General features: G+C 69.8%; 14 protein-coding genes. 3 read left to right on the plus strand and 11 right to left on the minus strand.

Annotated features, from left to right (window positions below; all coding sequences use genetic code 11):
• Positions 1–37 precede the first annotated feature (37 nt).
• Together ACYVF4_RS02680 and ACYVF4_RS02685 are read left to right on the plus strand one after the other, a co-directional pair.
• A complete protein-coding gene (locus ACYVF4_RS02680; RefSeq protein ID WP_460719467.1) occupies positions 38–2,431 on the plus strand; it encodes a GMC oxidoreductase in 2,394 nt (797 codons plus the stop codon).
• Entirely contained in the window at positions 2,428–3,495 is a 1,068-nt protein-coding gene (locus ACYVF4_RS02685) for an esterase (RefSeq protein ID WP_460719469.1), read from the plus strand. Before ACYVF4_RS02680 ends, ACYVF4_RS02685 begins: the two co-directional genes overlap by 4 nt.
• A 27-nt stretch (positions 3,496–3,522) precedes the next feature.
• Here the strand turns inward: ACYVF4_RS02685 and ACYVF4_RS02690 are convergent, their stop codons facing one another.
• The 8 genes from ACYVF4_RS02690 to ACYVF4_RS02725 form a co-directional block, all read right to left on the minus strand.
• Entirely contained in the window at positions 3,523–4,821 is a 1,299-nt protein-coding gene (locus ACYVF4_RS02690) for a citrate synthase (protein ID WP_460719471.1), read from the minus strand.
• Positions 4,822–5,020: 199 nt separating this feature from the next.
• Positions 5,021–6,133, minus strand: a complete 1,113-nt coding sequence (gene dapC, locus ACYVF4_RS02695) for a succinyldiaminopimelate transaminase (RefSeq protein ID WP_460719473.1) — start codon at positions 6,131–6,133, stop codon at positions 5,021–5,023.
• 19 nt (positions 6,134–6,152) lie between these two features.
• Positions 6,153–6,473 carry a ferredoxin gene (fdxA, locus tag ACYVF4_RS02700; RefSeq protein WP_460719475.1) on the minus strand — a complete coding sequence of 107 codons (321 nt, stop codon included), beginning with the start codon at positions 6,471–6,473 and terminating at the stop codon, positions 6,153–6,155.
• Between the two features lie 10 nt (positions 6,474–6,483).
• A complete protein-coding gene (locus ACYVF4_RS02705) occupies positions 6,484–6,888 on the minus strand; it encodes a histidinol dehydrogenase (protein ID WP_460719477.1) in 405 nt (134 codons plus the stop codon).
• Positions 6,889–6,910: 22 nt separating this feature from the next.
• Positions 6,911–7,225 carry an AzlD domain-containing protein gene (locus ACYVF4_RS02710; protein ID WP_460719479.1) on the minus strand — a complete coding sequence of 105 codons (315 nt, stop codon included), beginning with the start codon at positions 7,223–7,225 and terminating at the stop codon, positions 6,911–6,913.
• A complete protein-coding gene (locus tag ACYVF4_RS02715) occupies positions 7,222–7,962 on the minus strand; it encodes an AzlC family ABC transporter permease (protein ID WP_460719481.1) in 741 nt (246 codons plus the stop codon). Before ACYVF4_RS02715 ends, ACYVF4_RS02710 begins: the two co-directional genes overlap by 4 nt.
• 1 nt (position 7,963) lies before the next feature.
• A complete protein-coding gene (gene typA, locus ACYVF4_RS02720; RefSeq protein ID WP_460719483.1) occupies positions 7,964–9,877 on the minus strand; it encodes a translational GTPase TypA in 1,914 nt (637 codons plus the stop codon).
• An 83-nt stretch (positions 9,878–9,960) separates the two neighbouring features.
• A complete protein-coding gene (locus ACYVF4_RS02725; protein ID WP_460719485.1) occupies positions 9,961–11,757 on the minus strand; it encodes a dipeptide ABC transporter ATP-binding protein in 1,797 nt (598 codons plus the stop codon).
• 31 nt (positions 11,758–11,788) lie between these two features.
• On the opposite strand from ACYVF4_RS02725, the gene ACYVF4_RS02730 reads away from it, so the two are divergent.
• Positions 11,789–12,397, plus strand: a complete 609-nt coding sequence (locus tag ACYVF4_RS02730) for a PH domain-containing protein (RefSeq protein WP_460719487.1) — start codon at positions 11,789–11,791, stop codon at positions 12,395–12,397.
• Positions 12,398–12,407: 10 nt separating this feature from the next.
• Here ACYVF4_RS02730 and ACYVF4_RS02735 read toward each other — a convergent pair whose 3' ends face one another.
• From ACYVF4_RS02735 to ACYVF4_RS02745, 3 genes are all read right to left on the minus strand, one after another.
• Positions 12,408–13,610, minus strand: a complete 1,203-nt coding sequence (locus tag ACYVF4_RS02735; RefSeq protein WP_460719488.1) for an ABC transporter permease — start codon at positions 13,608–13,610, stop codon at positions 12,408–12,410.
• On the minus strand, positions 13,611–15,128 hold the full coding sequence (locus tag ACYVF4_RS02740; protein WP_460719490.1) for an ABC transporter permease: 1,518 nt from the start codon (positions 15,126–15,128) through the stop codon (positions 13,611–13,613).
• Positions 15,129–15,291: 163 nt separating this feature from the next.
• The gene (locus ACYVF4_RS02745; protein WP_460719492.1) at positions 15,292–17,133 is read right to left on the minus strand and encodes an ABC transporter family substrate-binding protein; all 1,842 of its coding nucleotides are present in this window, start codon (positions 17,131–17,133) and stop codon (positions 15,292–15,294) included.
• Positions 17,134–17,168 lie beyond the last annotated feature (35 nt).

Genomic DNA, 17,168 nt, shown 5'->3' on the forward strand with positions numbered 1-17,168 from the left:
ATGTGCGCGTCAGGTCCTCATCCGAAGGGGGCGGCAGGTGGACGCGGACGCCGTGGAGCACGTCGACGCGCTCGTGGTGGGAAGCGGCTTCGGCGGCTCGGTGGCCGCGTACCGCCTCGCCGAGGGCGGCCGGTCGGTCGTCGTGATGGAGCGCGGCCGTCCTTACCCGCCGGGGTCGTTCGCCCGCACGCCGAGCGAGTTCAGCGCGAACTTCTGGTCGCCCGCCGACGCGCTGTACGGACTGTTCGAGACGTGGAGCTTCCGGGGCCTCGAGGGCGTCGTCTCGAGCGGCCTGGGCGGCGGCTCGCTGATCTACGCCAACGTGATGCTGCGCAAGGATCCGGAGTGGTTCGTCCACGACTCCCCGCTCCCCGGCGGCGGCTACGAGAACTGGCCCATCTCGCGCGAGGACCTCGACCCGCACTACGACAACGTCGAACGGATGCTGGGCGCCACGCCCTATCCGTACACCGACACGGCGAAGACGGTCGCGTTCGAGGAGGCGTCGCACCGCGCGGGCCTTCGCACCTTCCGCCCGCCGCTGGCGGTCTCGTTCGCGCCCGAGCGCGAGGGACGCCCGTCCATCCGCCTCGTGCCCACGCCCGCGTTCGGCAACATCCACGGCTCCGAGCGGTTCACGTGCATGCTGTGCGGCGAGTGCGACATCGGCTGCAACTACGGCGCGAAGAACACCCTCGACCACACCTACCTGTCGGCGGCTGCGCACGCCGGCGCCGACATCCGGACCCTGCACGAGGTCAAGGGATTCCGCCGCGTCGATGACGCGTGGGAGGTGCGCTACCGGGTGCACGATCCCGCGGCGGCCACGAGCGCGGACCGCGTCATCGTCGCGACGACCCTCGTGCTGGCGGCCGGCACGTTCGGCTCGACGTACCTGCTGCTGAAGAACCGCGCGTCGCTCCCGGGTCTCAGCACGGCGGTCGGCACGCGGTTCTGCGGCAACGGCGACCTGCTCGGCTTCCTCTTCAACGCGCGCGAGAGCATCGAGCGGACGGCGCGGGCGCGCTCGCTGGTCAGCAGCCGCGGCCCGGTCATCACCAGCTCCATCCGCGTCGGCGACCGGGTCGACGGCGACGACTCCGACGCGAAGGGGCGCGGCTACTACGTTCAGGATGCCGGTTATCCCGGCTTCCTGAACTGGCTCATGGAGCTCAGCCAGGTGAGATCGGTCATCTCCCGCAGCACCCGGGTCGCCGTGCGCATGCTGGCCGCCCGCCTGTTCGGCGACGCGGGCTCCAACGTGTCGCGGGACCTCGCCGCGGCGATCGGCAAGGTGTCGCTGTCGTCCTCGTCGATGCCGGTGCTGGGGATGGGGCGCGACCTGCCCGACGGCATGATGTACCTCGATCGCGGCCGGCTGCAGATCGACTGGACGACGGCGACATCGCTGGAGTACTTCGGGCACATGCGCGCCACGATGGCCCGCATCGCCGACGAGCTGGGCGCCGACTACGCCGACAACCCGCTGTGGTGGGCCAAGCGGGTCATCACCGTCCACCCGCTGGGCGGGGCGCCCATGGGGCGGCATCCGTACGAGGGGGTCGTGGACGGGTGGGGCCGGGTCTTCGGCGTCGACGGCCTGTACGTCCTGGACGGCTCGGCCATGCCCGGACCCACCGGCCCGAACCCCGCGCTGACCATCGCCGCCTTCGCCGACCGCGCCATCGAACGTCTGCTGCAGGAGCCGATCCGGCCACGGGTGCGCCGTGCGCGCCCCGCTCCGCCTTCGGAAGGACCCGTCATGACCGACCGCATCCCCGACCCGGACGCCACCACCGTGCGGTTCACCGAGCAGATGAAGGGCTTCGTCGCCCTGGGGCGCCGCGACCCGCACGACGCGTTCGAGGATGCCCGCATCCTGGATGAGAAGTTCATGTTCGAGCTCACCATCCAGACCGCCGACATCGACGCGTTCGTCGCCGATCCCGCCCACGCGGGCACGGCGACCGGCTACGTCGAGGCCGACATCCTGGGCGGACGGGCGGAGGTGGATCGCGGCTGGTTCCACCTGTTCATCCAGCCCGGCGACAACGCCGACCGCCGGATGGTGTACCGGCTGTGGATCACCCCCGATTCCGGGCAGCCCTTCACCGTGCTGGGTGTGAAGGAGGTCCACGACGACCCGGGCTTCGACCTGTGGGACGACACCACCACGCTGTACGTGCAGCTGCTGGACGGGCACGTGCCGCCGCCCGAGACCGGCGAGCGGGGGGAGCTGCATCCGTCCGACGATCAGACGGTCGTCGGCGCGGGGGTGCTGCGCATCAAGCCGCTGGACTTCGCCCGGCAGATGACGACGTTCCGCACGACCGGCCCGGGAGGAGCGGCGGCGATCGGCGCGTTCGGCTCGCTCTTCCTCGGGCAGCTGTGGGACGCCTACGCGGGCCTGGCCGTGACGGAGCGACGATGACGACGGCGCCGCCGGCCGCCCGCTGGACCCGCCCGGGTACGCGCGGTCAGGACACCGAGTTCATCCCGTTCGCCGCCGACGATGGCGTGCCTCTCCTCATGCTGCATGTCACGCGGCCGGGCGCCGAGACGCCGCGGGGTCCGGTGATGCTCGTCCACGGAGCCGGCGTGCGCGCCGAGATCTTCCGGCCGCCGCTGGAGCACACGCTCGTGGATGCGCTGCTGGACGACGGATTCGACGTGTGGCTGCTGAACTGGCGCGCCTCGATCGACCTGCGCCCGGTGGCGTGGACGCTCGACGACGCCGCCGCGTACGACTATCCGGCGGCGGTGCGGCTCGTCCTCTCGCGCACCGGCGCGGCCACGCTCAAGGCCTTCGTCCACTGCCAGGGATCGACGTCCTTCATGATCTCAGCCATCTCGGGCCTGATCCCCGAGGTGACGACCATCGTCACGAACGCCGTCTCGCTGCACACCGTGCTTCCCCCCTGGTCGGCGGTGAAGATCCGCGTGCTCTCCCCCGCCGTGCGCCACTTCAGCCCGACGTTGTCGCCGAAGTGGGGCTACAAGACCGAGGGCAGGTTCTCGCGTGCGCTTCGCACCGCGGTCACCCTCACGCACCCGGAATGCCGGAACCCGGTGTGCGCGATGGTCAGCTTCACCTACGGCGCCGGCCACCCCGCCCTGTGGGCGCACCGCAACATCGACCGCGCCACGCACGACTGGCTCGCCGGGGAGTTCGCCGGGTCCCCGATGACGTTCTTCGCCCAGATGCGCGACTGCGTGCGCGTGGGGCACCTCGTCCCCGCCGGCGAGGTCCCGCGAATCGCGCCCGACCTGCTCGCCGAGCCGAAGACCGACGCCCGGTTCGTCTTCCTCGCGGGGGCGGACAACCGCTGCTTCCTCGCCGAGGGGCAACGGCGGTCCTTCGCGCACTTCGACGCGCTCGCGCCGGGCCGCCACGTCCACCACGAGTTCGCCGGATACGGGCACCTCGACGTCATCTTCGGCGCGAACGCGTGGCGCGACACCCACCCCGTCATCGTCGACGAGCTGCGCCGGTAGACGCGGCGACGCTCGGCGGTCTGCGGCTCAGTCCGCGACGGGGTAGTCCCGGGCGACCGCTCCGGTGTACAGCTGCTGGGGGCGGCCGATCTTCGTCTGCGGGTCGGACTGCATCTCGCGCCAGTGCGCGAGCCAGCCCGGCAGGCGGCCGATGGCGAACAGCACGGTGAACATGCGGGTCGGGAAGCCCATGGCCTTGTAGATCACGCCGGTGTAGAAGTCGACGTTGGGGTACAGCCGGCGCTCGCGGAAGTAGTCGTCGTTGAGGGCGATCTCTTCGAGCTGCTTGGCGAGGTCCAGCAGCGGGTCGCTCACACCGAGCGCCTCGAGCACCTCGTCCGCGGACTCCTTGACGAGCTTCGCGCGCGGGTCGTAGTTCTTGTAGACGCGGTGCCCGAAGCCCATGAGCTTGACGCCGTCCTCTTTGTTCTTCACCCGCTCGACGAAGCGCTCGACGCTCTCGCCCGAGTCCTGGATGCGGGCGAGCATCGACAGCACCGCCTCGTTCGCGCCGCCGTGCAACGGGCCGTAGAGCGCGTTGATCCCGGCCGAGATCGACGAGAACTGGTTCGCGCCGGTCGAGCCGACCAGCCGCACCGTCGAGGTCGAGGCGTTCTGCTCGTGGTCCTCGTGCAGGATCAGCAGGCGCTCCAGCGCACGGGTCATCACGGGGTTGATGTCGTAGAGCTCGCTGAGGACGCCGAAGTTGAGCTTGAGGAAGTTGTCGACGAAGCTCAGCGAGTTGTCCGGGTAGAGGAAGGCCTGGCCGATGCTCTTCTTGTGGGCGTATGCCGCGATCACCGGCAGCTTCGCCAGCATCCGGATGGTGTTGAGCTCGACGTGCTCGGGGTTGTTGGGGTCCGACTCGTTCTCGTAATAGGTCGACAGCGCGGCGGTGGCCGACGACAGCACCGACATCGGGTGCGCGGTGTGCGGCAGCGCCGAGAAGAAGCGCTTGAGATCCTCGTGCAGCAGCGTATGACGGCGGATGCGGTCATCGAAGGCCGCGAGCTCGTCGGCGGTCGGCAGCTCGCCGTAGATCAGCAGCCACGCCACCTCGAGGTAGCTGGAGTGCTTCGCGAGCTGCTCGATCGGGTAGCCGCGGTACCGCAGGATGCCCTTGTCGCCGTCGATGAACGTGATCGCCGACTTCGTCGCCGAGGTGTTCACGAACCCGTAGTCGACGGTGGTGAAGCCGGTCTGGCGGGTGAGGGTCGAGATGTCGACGCTCGGGATGCCGTCCGTGCCGCGAAGCACCGGGAATTCGGCCGTCTTGCCTCCGACGGTGAGGGTGGCCTTCTCGTCCTGGGTGCCCGCGTCGCTCACGGCGCCTCCTCGCGATGTCTGATCGGTCCGGGGTGGTCCGCCTCGCGATGCAGCTTCGGCGCCGTCTGCGAGCCGGGTGCGGGGGCCGGTCACGCCGCGCCGCCGCTCGTACAGCCTACTGGCCGCAGAGGACCACTGCCGACATCACCAAAGCACGGCGTGATCCGGTGGAGGAATCCTCTGCACGAACCGTGCTCGGTCAGCCGGCGTGCGCCCGCAGCCGTGCGGCGGCCGCGGCGATCCGCTCGTCCGTCGCCGTCAGCGACAGCCGGATGTGCTGCGGGTGGTGCGGGCCGTAGAAGTGACCGGGTCCGGCGAGGATGCCGAGATCGGCGAGCCGGGCGACCGACTCCCACGCGTCCCGCCCCTCGGTCGCCCACAGGTACAGCCCCGCCTCGCTGCGGTCGATCCGGAAGCCCGCGGCCTCGACGGCCGGACGCAGCAGATCGCGGCGGCGGCGGTAGAGCTCCTTCTGCGCGGCGACGTGCGCGTCGTCGGCGAGCGCCACCGCCATGGCCGCCTGCACGGGAGCGGGGAGCATGAGGCCGAGGTGCTTGCGCGCGCGCAGGAGCGACGCGACGACCTCGCGATCCCCCGCGAGGAACGCGGCGCGGTAGCCGGCGAGGTTCGACTGCTTGCTGAGGGAGTACACCGACAGGATGCCGCGGACCTCGCCCCCGGTGACCTCGGGGTCCAGCGCCGACGGGATCGGCCGGCGGTCCCACGGCGCGTCCCAGCCGAGCTCGGCGTAGCACTCGTCCGACGCCAGCACCGCCCCCAGCTCCTGCGCCCGCAGGGCCGCGCGACGAAGCGACGCGGCATCCCACACCCGCCCATCGGGGTTGCCGGGAGAGTTGATCCACACCAGCCGGGTGCCCTCCGGCCACTCGGACGGATCGTCCGAGGCGAGCGGGGTCGCCCCGACGAGGGTCGCCCCGACCTCGTAGGTGGGGTAGGCCGCGCGCGGGTGGACGACGACGTCCCCGGCGCCGAGACCCAGCAGCAGCGGCAGCAGGGCGACGAGCTCCTTCGACCCGACGGTCGGGAGCACCTGGTCCCTGTCCAGCCCGGGAACCCCCCGACGCCGCGCGTACCAGTCCACGATCGCCTGCCGCAGCGCCGGCGTGCCGACGGTCTGCGGATAGGCGTGGGCGTCGGTGGCCTCGCGCAGGGCGTCGGCCACGACGGCCGGCGTGGCGTCCACGGGCGAGCCGATCGACAGGTCGACGATGCCGTCCGGGTGCGAGCGGGCGCGCTCGGCGTAGGGCGCCACCGCGTCCCACGGGTACTCGGCGAGGTCGCGGACTCCCATCAGGCGCGCTCGCGCCCGGTCACGGAGCCTGCGGGGGCAGTTCGGCGATGATCGGGTGGTCCTTGTGGATCACCCCGACCTTGGCGGCGCCGCCGGGCGAGCCGATGTCGTCGAAGAACTCCACGTTGGCCTTGTAGTAGTCCTGCCACTCGTCGGGCAGGTCGTCCTCGTAGTAGATCGCCTCGACGGGGCACACCGGCTCGCACGCCCCGCAGTCCACGCACTCGTCGGGGTGGATGTACAGCGACCGGTCGCCCTCGTAGATGCAGTCCACGGGACACTCGTCGATGCAGGCGCGGTCCTTGACGTCCACGCAGGGAAGGGCGATCACGTACGTCACGCGAGCCAGTCTAGTTGTCCGCGCGCGTCCCGTCGGCGGCGCGCGCGGCGGGCGCGTTCTGGATGACGATGCGGTCCGGCCAGGCCACCACGAGGGCGACGAGGATCGGCAGCGCGATCGTCCACACGACACCGAGCCCAGACTGCGGCACCACGATCGACCCGCCCGGGCCCCGCCCCGAGAACAGCAGGGTCGAGGCCATCATGCCCAGTCCCGTCGCCAGCGCCGCCCAGCGGTCGGCGGTCAGCAGCCGCACCGCCAGCAGCAGGGCCGCCGAGCCGATGACGGCCAGCACGAGGCCCAGGGGCAGCCAGCCCAGCCGGTAGGCGTGGGCGATGGTGCCCGCTGCGCCGTAGACCGTGCCGACCAGCAGTGCGACGGCCCAGGTTCCCACCCGCGCCCATGAGGATCCCACCGCGACAGTCTACGTGGCAGGCTCAGGCCGCCCAGCCCCACAGCCGCAGCAGGGCCGCCGTGCCGGCCGCGGCGACCACGACCACGAGGAACGGCGCGCGCAGGAGCAGGAGCCCCGCCGCCACCAGCACCGCCGGCACGCGGGCGTCGACGACCACGTGCTGCCCGGCGGCGAGCGTCTGCACCGCCACGAGCGCGGCCAGCAGCGCCACCGTCAGCAGGTCGGCGATGCGCGCGGGCCTGGGCGCCTCGAGCCAGCGCGGCGGCACGAGGTAGCCGAGCGTCTTCAGCGCCACGCAGATGATCGAGGCGACCAGCACCGCGGTCCACAGGGTCACGGCAGTCCCTCCCGCTCGGGGACGTCGGCGGGCTCGGGCGGCGGCAGCTCGTCGCGGCCGAGCCAGTTCGCCCACCCGACCACCACCGCCACGACCGCGGCGACCAGGACGGGAAGCCCCGGCATGAGCACGGGAGTGAGGATCGTCGCCACCACCGCGGCGGCGATGCCGACCACGATCGGCTGCCGCCGCCGAAGACGCGGCCACAGCAGCGCCAGGAAGGCGGCCGCGGCCGCGGCATCCAGCCCGTAGGCACGGATGTCGCCCAGGACGTCGCCGAGGAGGGCGCCGGCGAGCGTGGAGAGATTCCAACCCACCCAGATCCCGATGCCGGTGACCCAGAAGCCGACGGTGCGTGCGCGGGCGACGGGCTGGGCGAGCGAGACCGCCGTCGACTCGTCGATCGTGAAGTGCGCCGCCGCGGCGCGGCGGAGGGCCCCGCCGCCGATCACCCGCGACATGCTCACGCCGTAGGCGACGTTGCGGATGCCGAGCAGCGACGCCGAGGCGATCGCCGCGGGGGCCGCGGCCACTCCCCCGGCGCCGATGACGCCGACGAAGGCGAACTGCGAGCCGCCGGTGAACATCAGCAGGCTCAGCACGCAGGCCTGCCAGACGTCCAGGCCCGATGCCACCGCCAGCGCACCGAACGACACGCCGTAGGCGCTGGTGGCCAGGGCGACGCCCAGGCCCTCGCGCGCAGCCCGGCGGGTGTGGTCGTCCCCGGCCGCGCTCACGTCAGGCGTTGGCGTCCTGCCGCTTGAGGCGGCTGGCCGCGCGCCCGCGCTCGGTGGCGTCGAGGATCACCTTGCGGATGCGGACCTTCTCGGGAGTCACCTCGACGCATTCGTCGTCGCGCGCGAACTCCAGGCTCTCTTCCAGCGACAGCTGCCGCGGCGGGGTGAGGCGCTCCAGCTCGTCGGCGGTGGACGAGCGCATGTTCGTCAGCTTCTTCTCTTTGGTGATGTTGACGTCCATGTCGTCCGCGCGGGTGTTCTCGCCGACGACCATGCCCTCGTACACCTCTTCGGTGGGCTGGACGAAGAAGCTCATGCGCTCCTGCAGCGCCATCATCGCGAAGGGCGTGACCACGCCCGCACGGTCGGCGACGATCGAGCCGTTCTGACGCGCGACGATGTGCCCGGCCCAGTCGTCGTAGCCGTGCGAGATCGCGTTGGCGATGCCGGTGCCGCGGGTGATCGAGAGGAACTCCGTGCGGAAGCCGATGAGGCCGCGCGAGGGCACGATGAACTCCATGCGCACCCAGCCGGTGCCGTGGTTGACCATCGTCTCCATGCGGCCCTTGCGCGCGGCCATCAGCTGGGTGATGGCGCCGAGGTACTCCTCGGGGGCGTCGATCGTCAGGTGCTCGAAGGGCTCCTGGACCTGACCGTTCTCGCCCTTGCGCGTGACGACCTGCGGCTTGCCGACGGTCAGCTCGAAGCCCTCGCGACGCATGTTCTCGACGAGGATGGCGAGGGCGAGCTCACCGCGGCCCTGCACCTCCCACGCATCCGGGCGGCCGATGTCGACGACCTTCAGCGAGACGTTGCCGATGAGCTCGCGGTCCAGGCGGTCCTTCACCATGCGCGCGGTGACCTTGTGGCCTTTGACCTTGCCGACCAGCGGCGAGGTGTTGGTGCCGATCGTCATCGAGATCGCCGGGTCGTCGACGGTGATCGCCGGAAGCGGGCGGACGTCCTCGGGGTCGGCGATCGTCTCGCCGATCGTGATCTCCTCGATGCCGGCGATCGCGACGATGTCGCCCGGGCCCGCCGACTCCGCGGGGTAGCGCTCGAGGGCGCGGGTCTTCAGCAGCTCCGTGATGCGGGCGTTCGAGTGCGAGCCGTCATGACGGACCCACGCGACGGTCTGGCCCTTCTTGAGCGTGCCGTTGAAGATGCGCAGCAGCGCGAGACGGCCGAGGAACGGGCTGGAGTCGAGGTTGGTGACCCACGCCTGCAGCGGCGCCTCGTCGTCGTAGGACGGCGCCGGAACGTGCTCGAGGATCGCGGCGAACAGCGGCTCGAGGTCGTCGTTGTCGGGCAGCTCGCCGTTGGCGGGACGGGTGCGCGACGCGGCGCCGGCACGGCCGGACGCGTAGACGACGGGGACGTCCAGCAGGGCGTCGATGTCGAGGTCGGGGATGTCCTCGTGCAGGTCCGAGGCGAGCCCGAGCAGCAGGTCGTGGGCCTCCTCCTCGACCTCGGCGATGCGGGCGTCCGGGCGATCGGTCTTGTTGACCAGCAGGATCACCGGGAGCTTGGCCTCGAGGGCCTTGCGCAGCACGAACCGCGTCTGCGGGAGCGGGCCCTCCGAGGCGTCGACGAGCAGGACGACCCCGTCGACCATGGACAGGCCGCGCTCGACCTCGCCGCCGAAGTCGGCGTGACCGGGGGTGTCGATGACGTTGATCGTCACCGGCTGGTCGGTGTGGGCGCCGTTGTAGGTGATGGCGGTGTTCTTCGCCAGGATCGTGATGCCCTTCTCACGCTCCAGGTCGTTGGAGTCCATCGCCCGCTCTTCGACGTGCGCGTGCTCGCCGAACGAGCCGGTCTGGCGGAGCATCGCGTCCACGAGCGTCGTCTTGCCGTGGTCGACGTGCGCGACGATCGCGACGTTGCGGAGGTCCGGACGGAGGGCGCGCGACATGTGAGGGTCCTTGCGATTTCGGGGAGCGGCCCGGAATCGGGCCCACCCAGTGTAACCGGGTGAGCCCGCGCCCGCCGTTCCGGTCAGTCCGCGGGGGCGCCTGCCGACTGCAGCAGAGCCGCGCGGGCCTCGCGGCGCACGCGCTGCTCGTCGGGGTCCGGGACCGGGACCGCGGCGATGAGCCGCTGGGTGTAGGGGTCCTTCGCGCCGCGGAGGATCTCGTCGCGCGTGCCGGTCTCGACCAGCCGCCCGTGGTGCATCACCGAGATGCGGTGGGCGAGGATGTCGACGACCGCCAGGTCGTGGCTGATGAACAGGCAGGCGAACTGCAGCTGGGCCTGCAGGTCCTGCAGCAGATCCAGGAAGCGCGCCTGCACCGAGACGTCCAGCGCCGAGGTGGGCTCGTCCGCGATGAGCAGCTCGGGCGCGAGCGCGAGCGCCCGGGCGATCCCGACGCGCTGACGCTGACCGCCCGACAGCTCATGCGGGAAGCGGTTGCGGTACGACGCCGGCAGCTCGACCTGGTCGAGGAGCTTCTCGACGCGGCGGTCCAGCTGCTGGCCCTTCGCCTCGCCCGACAGCAGCAGCGGCTCCCCGATGGACTGGCCGATCGGCATCCGGGGGTTCAGCGAGGAAGCCGGGTCCTGGAAGACGATGCCGGTGCGGCGGCGGATCGCGAAGAGCTCCTTCTGCGAGGCGTGCGAGATGTCGGTGCCCACCGTGGTGAGCTTCCCCTCGGCGATCGGCAGCAGGCCGATCGCGGCACGGCCGATGGTGGTCTTGCCCGAACCCGACTCGCCGACCAGGCCCATGATCTCGCCGGGGAAGATCTGCAGGTCGATGTGCTCGGCGGCGCGGAAGGCCGGGATGCGACCCCGCTTGGGGTAGTCGATCGCGACATCCTCGAAGGACAGCACCGGCGTCCGGGTGTCCACCGCGGCTGCCGTCTGGCTCGCCCGCTCGCGCACGGCGGCGATCACCGGTACCGAGGAGGTGTCCGTCTCGACCTGCTCGCCGAGATCGGTCGCCGGCGACTCCTCGAGGACGCCCAGGCCCAGGTGCGGCACCGAGGCCAGCAGCTGCTGGGTGTACGGGTGCTGCGGGTCGTGGAAGATCGCGTCGACCGTGCCGGATTCGACCACCTCACCGTTCTTCATGACCATGATGCGGTCGGCGAGGTCGGCCACGACGCCCATGTCGTGGGTGATGAGGATGATCGCCGAGTCCAGGCGCTTGTGCAGGTTGCGCAGCAGATCGAGGATCTCGGCCTGGACGGTCACGTCCAGGGCCGTCGTCGGCTCGTCGGCGATGAGCAGCAGCGGGTCGCACGAGATCGACTGGGCGATCATGGCGCGCTGGCGCTGACCCCCCGACAGCTGATGCGGGTACTTGTGGAACGACTGCTCGGGGTTCGGCATCTCGACCAGGCGCAGCAGCTCGATCGCGCGATCCTTGGCCTCGGACGGGGCGAGCCCGCGGTCGTGCGAGCGCAGCGCCTCCATGATCTGGAAGCCGACGGTGTAGACCGGGTTCAGTGCCGTCATCGGCTCCTGGAAGATCACCGCGATGTCGTTGCCGCGCAGCGTCCGCAGCGTCGCGTCGTCGACGCCGCGCAGCTCGCGGCCCTGCAGCTTGATCGATCCGGTGACGCGGGCGTTGTCGGGCAGCAGGCCCAGCAGCGCCATGGACGACGTCGACTTGCCCGAGCCGGACTCGCCGACGATGGCGAGCACCTCGCCACGGCCGATCCGGTAGTTCATGTCGATGGCGGCGGGGTAGAACTCCCCCTCCACCCAGAAGTCGACGTTCAGGTGCTCGACCTTGAGGATGGTGTCAGGGTCCGCGTCTCGCAGCGCCTTCCGGCTGGTGTGGTCAGTCATGGGAGAAATCCGATCTGAGAAACTTGGGGTCATGTCTTTCCAGGAGGTCCACTACCGGCCGGTGTTCGGCCGGGTGCTCGCTGTCGTGACCGTGGGGGTGTGCGCGTTCGGAGTCATCGCGCTGTTCTGGGGGGATGCCGCGTCCGCCGTCCGCTACGCCTGGCCGATCGTGCTGGTGGCCGTGCTCGCGTGGGCGCTGTTCTGGCGACCCGAGCTGCGCGTCCAGGAGCACGGGATCACGGTCGTGAACGTCCTGCGCACCCACTTCGTGCCGTGGCCGGCCGTCCGTGAGATCGAGACGCGCTACGCCCTGACGCTGGTGACCTCGCGCGAGCGCATCCAGGTGTGGGCGACGCCCGCCCCGGGACGCCATCGCACGCTGGGCCTGGCCGGCAAGGACTTCGACGGCATCGGCGCCACCGCGCGGGGTGAGCACGATTCGCTGCGTCCCAGCGACGCGCTCACCACGCCCAGCGGCAATCTGGCCCAGGTGATCCGCGGCCGGTGGGAGCGCCTGCGCGACGCCGGGCTCCTCGCTGCGGGCGAGGATCCCGACGCGCAGACGACCACGTGGCACACGGCCACCGCGGCGGCCGTCGTCGCCCTGGCGGCGGCGACCGCTGCGGGTCTCCTGGTCTGAGCCGATCACGTCAGCGGCCCGGTGCGCCCGGGTCCCGGTCGTCGCCCGGCCCCTTGGGACGCGGATCGTCGTACTCGACCACGTCACCGGTATAGGCCGTCTGCCCGCCGACGGTGACCGTGGCGGCATCCGTCGAGGGCAGGGTGTCCACCCCAGCGGCGGTCTTGCCCTTGGCGCGGCCCGCGCGGGCCATGGCACGTTCGCTGGGCATCTTCTTCTGACGCGGGTCGAACGCATCGCGCAGACCGTCGCCGATGAAATTGACGCACAGCGCGATGGCGATGATGAAGATGCCGGGCCACCAGAACAGCCACGGGCGCGTGGAGAACGCGGCCTGGTTGTCCGACACGATCTTGCCGAGCGAGGTGTCCGGGTTCTGCACGCCGAAGCCGAGGAAGCTCAGCGCCGATTCCAGCAGGATCGCCCCGGCCATCAGCAGCGTCGCGTTCACGACGATGACGCCGACGGCGTTGGGCAGGATGTGGCGGAAGATGATGCGGCGGTCACGCGCACCCGAGACGCGGGCGGCGTCGACGAACTCGCGCTCGCGCAGGGTCAGGAACTCCCCGCGCACCAGACGCGCCATCGTGGTCCATGCGAACAGGCCGATGACGACGCCGAGGACGGCCGCGCCGAGGTTGCCGAGCATGTTGCCGAGCACCGCGCCGATCACGATCAGCGGGATCGTGATGATGACGTCGGTGAAGCGCATCAGGATCGAGTCGGTCAGCTTGCGGTAGTAGCCCGCCAGCGCGCCGATGACCACGCCGATGATCGTCGAGACGACGCCGGCGATGACCATGACCATGAGGGACTGCTGCGCCCCGCGCATGACGACCGCGAAGATGTCGCGGCCGACCTCGTCCTGGCCGAACGGGTGCTCCCCCCAGCGGATGCCGGGTCCGCCGAGGAACTCGGGGATGATGCTGAGCGTCGGCACGCCGTTGTCGATCTTCGGCGGGATCTGCGACCACGTGTACTGCCACCAGCCGGGGATGCGGATCCCCCACAGGTTCACGCCCACGGACGTGAAGGACAGCAGCACGATGAACGCGAGGACGATCATCGAGGTGACCGCGCCGAGGTGGCGGAAGAAGCGCCGGCGGACGATCTGCCCCTGGCTGAGACCCTCGGTCTCGCGCTGCTCGATCGAGATCTCGGTCTTGGCCTCGGCCTCGCGGGTGTCGGGTTCTTGAGTGGCGGAGGTGCTCACTTAGCTCACCTTGATTCGGGGGTCGAGGGCCACGTACACGAGGTCCGCGATCAGGTTGAACAGCACCGCGAGGGTGCCGGTGACCAGGAAGAAGGCCATCACGGGGTTCGGGTCGGCCACGCCGAGGGCGCTGACGAACAGCCGGCCCATGCCGGTCCAGCCGAAGACGGTCTCGGTGACGACCGCGCCGCCGACGACCGCGCCCACGTCGAACGCGATGATCGTGGTGATCGGGATGAGGGCGTTGCGGAAGGCGTGGCGCACCACGACCGTCCGCTGGGTCAGGCCCTTGGCCCGGGCGGTGCGGATGTAGTCCTGGTTCATCACCTCGAGCAGGCTCGCGCGCGAGTAGCGCGTGTAGCCGGCGAACGAGATGAGGATGATGGCGATCGTCGGCAGCATCAGGTGCGTGTAGAGGTCGATGCCCTGCACCCAGAAGTTGCCGCCGAGGTTCGGGGTCGACGCGCCCACGGTGGCGATCGGCCGACCGCGGATCCGGCTGGAGTTGGCGTAGATCGCCCAGTACGACATGTACTTGTCCAGCGCGATGAGACCGGCCGTCAGCACGCCGACGATGATCGTCGTGCGGATGACGGGGCCGCGGTCGGGGGCTCCGATGAACCAGCCGATGGCGCCGCACACGACGATCGTCGCGAGCGCGAGCCCGATGAAGAACCACAGCGTCATCCCGTTGAGGATGTAGGTCATCATCGGGAAGTACAGCGCGATGCCGAGGGCGGCGACCCCGAGCGATCCGTAGAGCGCCTTGCGGTTGTGCAAACCGGTCGAGATCGCGGTCACGCCGACGGCGATGCCGATGGCGAGCGCGGCGAAGACGACGATGCCGATGCTCGGGTCGGCGAACCACCGGGTGACCGAGAGGTAGGTCAGCACAGCGGCGGTGGCGAGGGTGCCGACGCCGAACACGATGAGCCGCCGCTTGACCGAGCCCGCGAGCAGCGACATCCACAGGACGCCGCTGATGAGCGAGACGACGACGATGACCGGTACCGCGATGGTCGGATTCGCCAGCCACCCGTTCAGCTGGATCGCGCCGTACTGCTTCAGCAGCACCGCGACCCAGAAGATGGGCAGCGAGAAGAACAGGAACGAGATCAGCGTGACGGTGTAGTCGAAGCCGCTGTACTGACGCAGCGCCGAGACGATGCCGACGGTGATGCCCAGCACGATCGCGACCACGGTGGCGATCGTCACGAGCGTCAGCGTCGACGTCAGTGCGTTCGCCAGCAGCGCGTTCACGGGCTGGTTCTGGATGCTGATGCCGAAGTCGCCGCGGAAGATGCCGCCCAGCCACAGGAAGTAGCGCAGCGGTGCGGGGACGTCGAGGTTGAGAAGCCGCGTGCGCGCTTCCATGAGCTCCGCCTTGTTCGGAGCGTTGGACTGCCGGAGTTCCTCGAGGGGGTCGCCCGAGACGGAAACCAGCAAGTACATCAAGAAGGTCGCGGCGAAGAGCACGAAGACCGATGCGATCAGTCGCCGGATGATGAATGAAGCCATGGTGTGGCAGCCTGCCTGTCGATGAGCCAGACGGCGCCCAGCGCCCTGGGTGAAGCGCTGCGCCGCTGAGGGGAAGTCTCATGGAGGAGGGTGCAGGTCCCTGTGAGACCTGCACCCCCCGTTCCGGTTGCGTCGGGGTTCTCCGAACGCTACCGGCTGTGACTTACTCCTCGGTACCGGCGTCCGTCACTTCCCAGTCCCACGCGTTCCAGAAGATGGTCGGCGCGAGGATCGACGGGTCGATGTTGGTGACACGGTCGCTGAAGGCGGTGACCTCGGGGAACTGGAAGATGGTGACTCCGTAGAAGTCCTCCCACAGGATCTTGTCCATCTCCTGCTGCAGCTCGATCTGACGGGCGGCGTCGTACTCGACGTTCAGCTCGGCGATGATCTCGTCGACACGCTCGTTCGAGTAGTAGTTCAGGTTGTTGATACCACCGGTCACGAACGTGGGCAGCGAGTTGGTCACACCCAGGCTGGTCGACTGCCAGCCGAACAGCGAGGCGTCGTAGGCGCCGGGGGTGCCCAGCAGGCCGCCCCAGTCCTCCGAACCGCAGTCGGTGACCTTGAAGCCGGCCTCGTTGGCCGACTGCTGGATGAGCGCGAACTCGTTGACGCGGCGCGGGTTGTTCGAGGCGTACAGGATGCAGACCTCGGTGTTGGTCACACCCGACTCCTCGAGCAGCTGGCGAGCGCCCTCGATGTCGACCTCGGCGTAGTCGGCCGAGCCGTTGTTCGCGGCCGACTCGTCGTAGCCCTCGGCACCCGGGACGAACAGCTGCGAGTCACGCAGGATCGCGTCGTCGCCGATGATCGGCTTGATCAGCGTGTCGACGATCTCCTGACGAGGGATCGTCTTCATGAACGCCTCGCGGACCTGCGGGTTCGAGAAGATGTTCTCGGGGTTGCGGCCCTGGTCGAACTGCAGGTCGACGTGCTCGTACGTGCCGCCGACACCGGTGTTCACCGTGATGCCGTCGATGTTCTCGAGCGCCGTGGTGATGTCCGCGGTCGCCTGCGGCTGGATGATGTCCACCTCGCCGTTCTCGAGAGCCTGGACGGCCGCGAGCGGGTCGGGGATGAACCGGATGACGATCTCCTCGATGTTCGGGGAGTTCTCGCCGGCGTACTCCGGGTTCGCCGTCAGGGTCACGAACTGGTCAGCCTGGTAGTCGCTGATCATGTACGGGCCGCTGGCGGTGACGAGCTCGAGGTCGTCGGGCATCGACGTGAAGTTGAAGCCGCTGTTCCAGAAAGCCGAGATCGGGGCCAGAGCCGCGGCATCCTCGTTCTGGATGGCGTCGAGGACGGCCTGCTTGGCCTCTTCGTTGTCCTCGATGTCCAGCGACTTCTTCGCGATGATGTGCGCGGGCAGCGGCGACGGGAACGACAGCTCCCAGTCGACGAACGGCGCGTCGTACGTCATCGTGATCGAGCGGCCGTCTTCGCTGACCTCGGGGGTCTCCGAGACCAGGCCGAGGCCGGACTCGGGGGTGGCGCCGGAGTCGAAGTAGACGATGTCCTGCGGGAACGCGTCGGTGAACTCACCGGTCTCGGGGTCGGTGAACTCGCCCGGGTCGAAGTCCGGGGTGTCCAGGGCGCGCGACAGGGCGGCCCAGTTCAGGAGCAGGTCGGCGGCGTCGACCGGGGTGCCGTCGGACCAGTTCACGCCCTCGTTGACGGTGTAGGTCACCGTCAGGGGGTCTTCGCTGACCAGCTCGTACGTGCCGAACGAGGTGTTCTTCACGAGCTCGGGCGTGTTGTTGTAATAGTTGAAGCCGTCCAACACCAGGTAGTTGATGTTGTTGTTGGCGGTGGCGTTACCGAACGACGTGTTGCCGTTCATCGAGTAGAACGCCTGGTTCCACGCTGCTGTGATCGACGAGCCCTCGACGAGCCCCGAGTCGTCGCCGCCGTTGTTGGTGTCAGAGCCACCCGCAGCGCAACCGGAGATCACGAGTGCGCCGACTGCGGTGACTCCCACCGCAGCCAGAATGCGCTTCATTCTCACTATTCCTCCTGTGCAAGGTTGTGCGCGCA

The sequence above is a fragment of the Microbacterium aureliae genome (assembly GCF_054780155.1).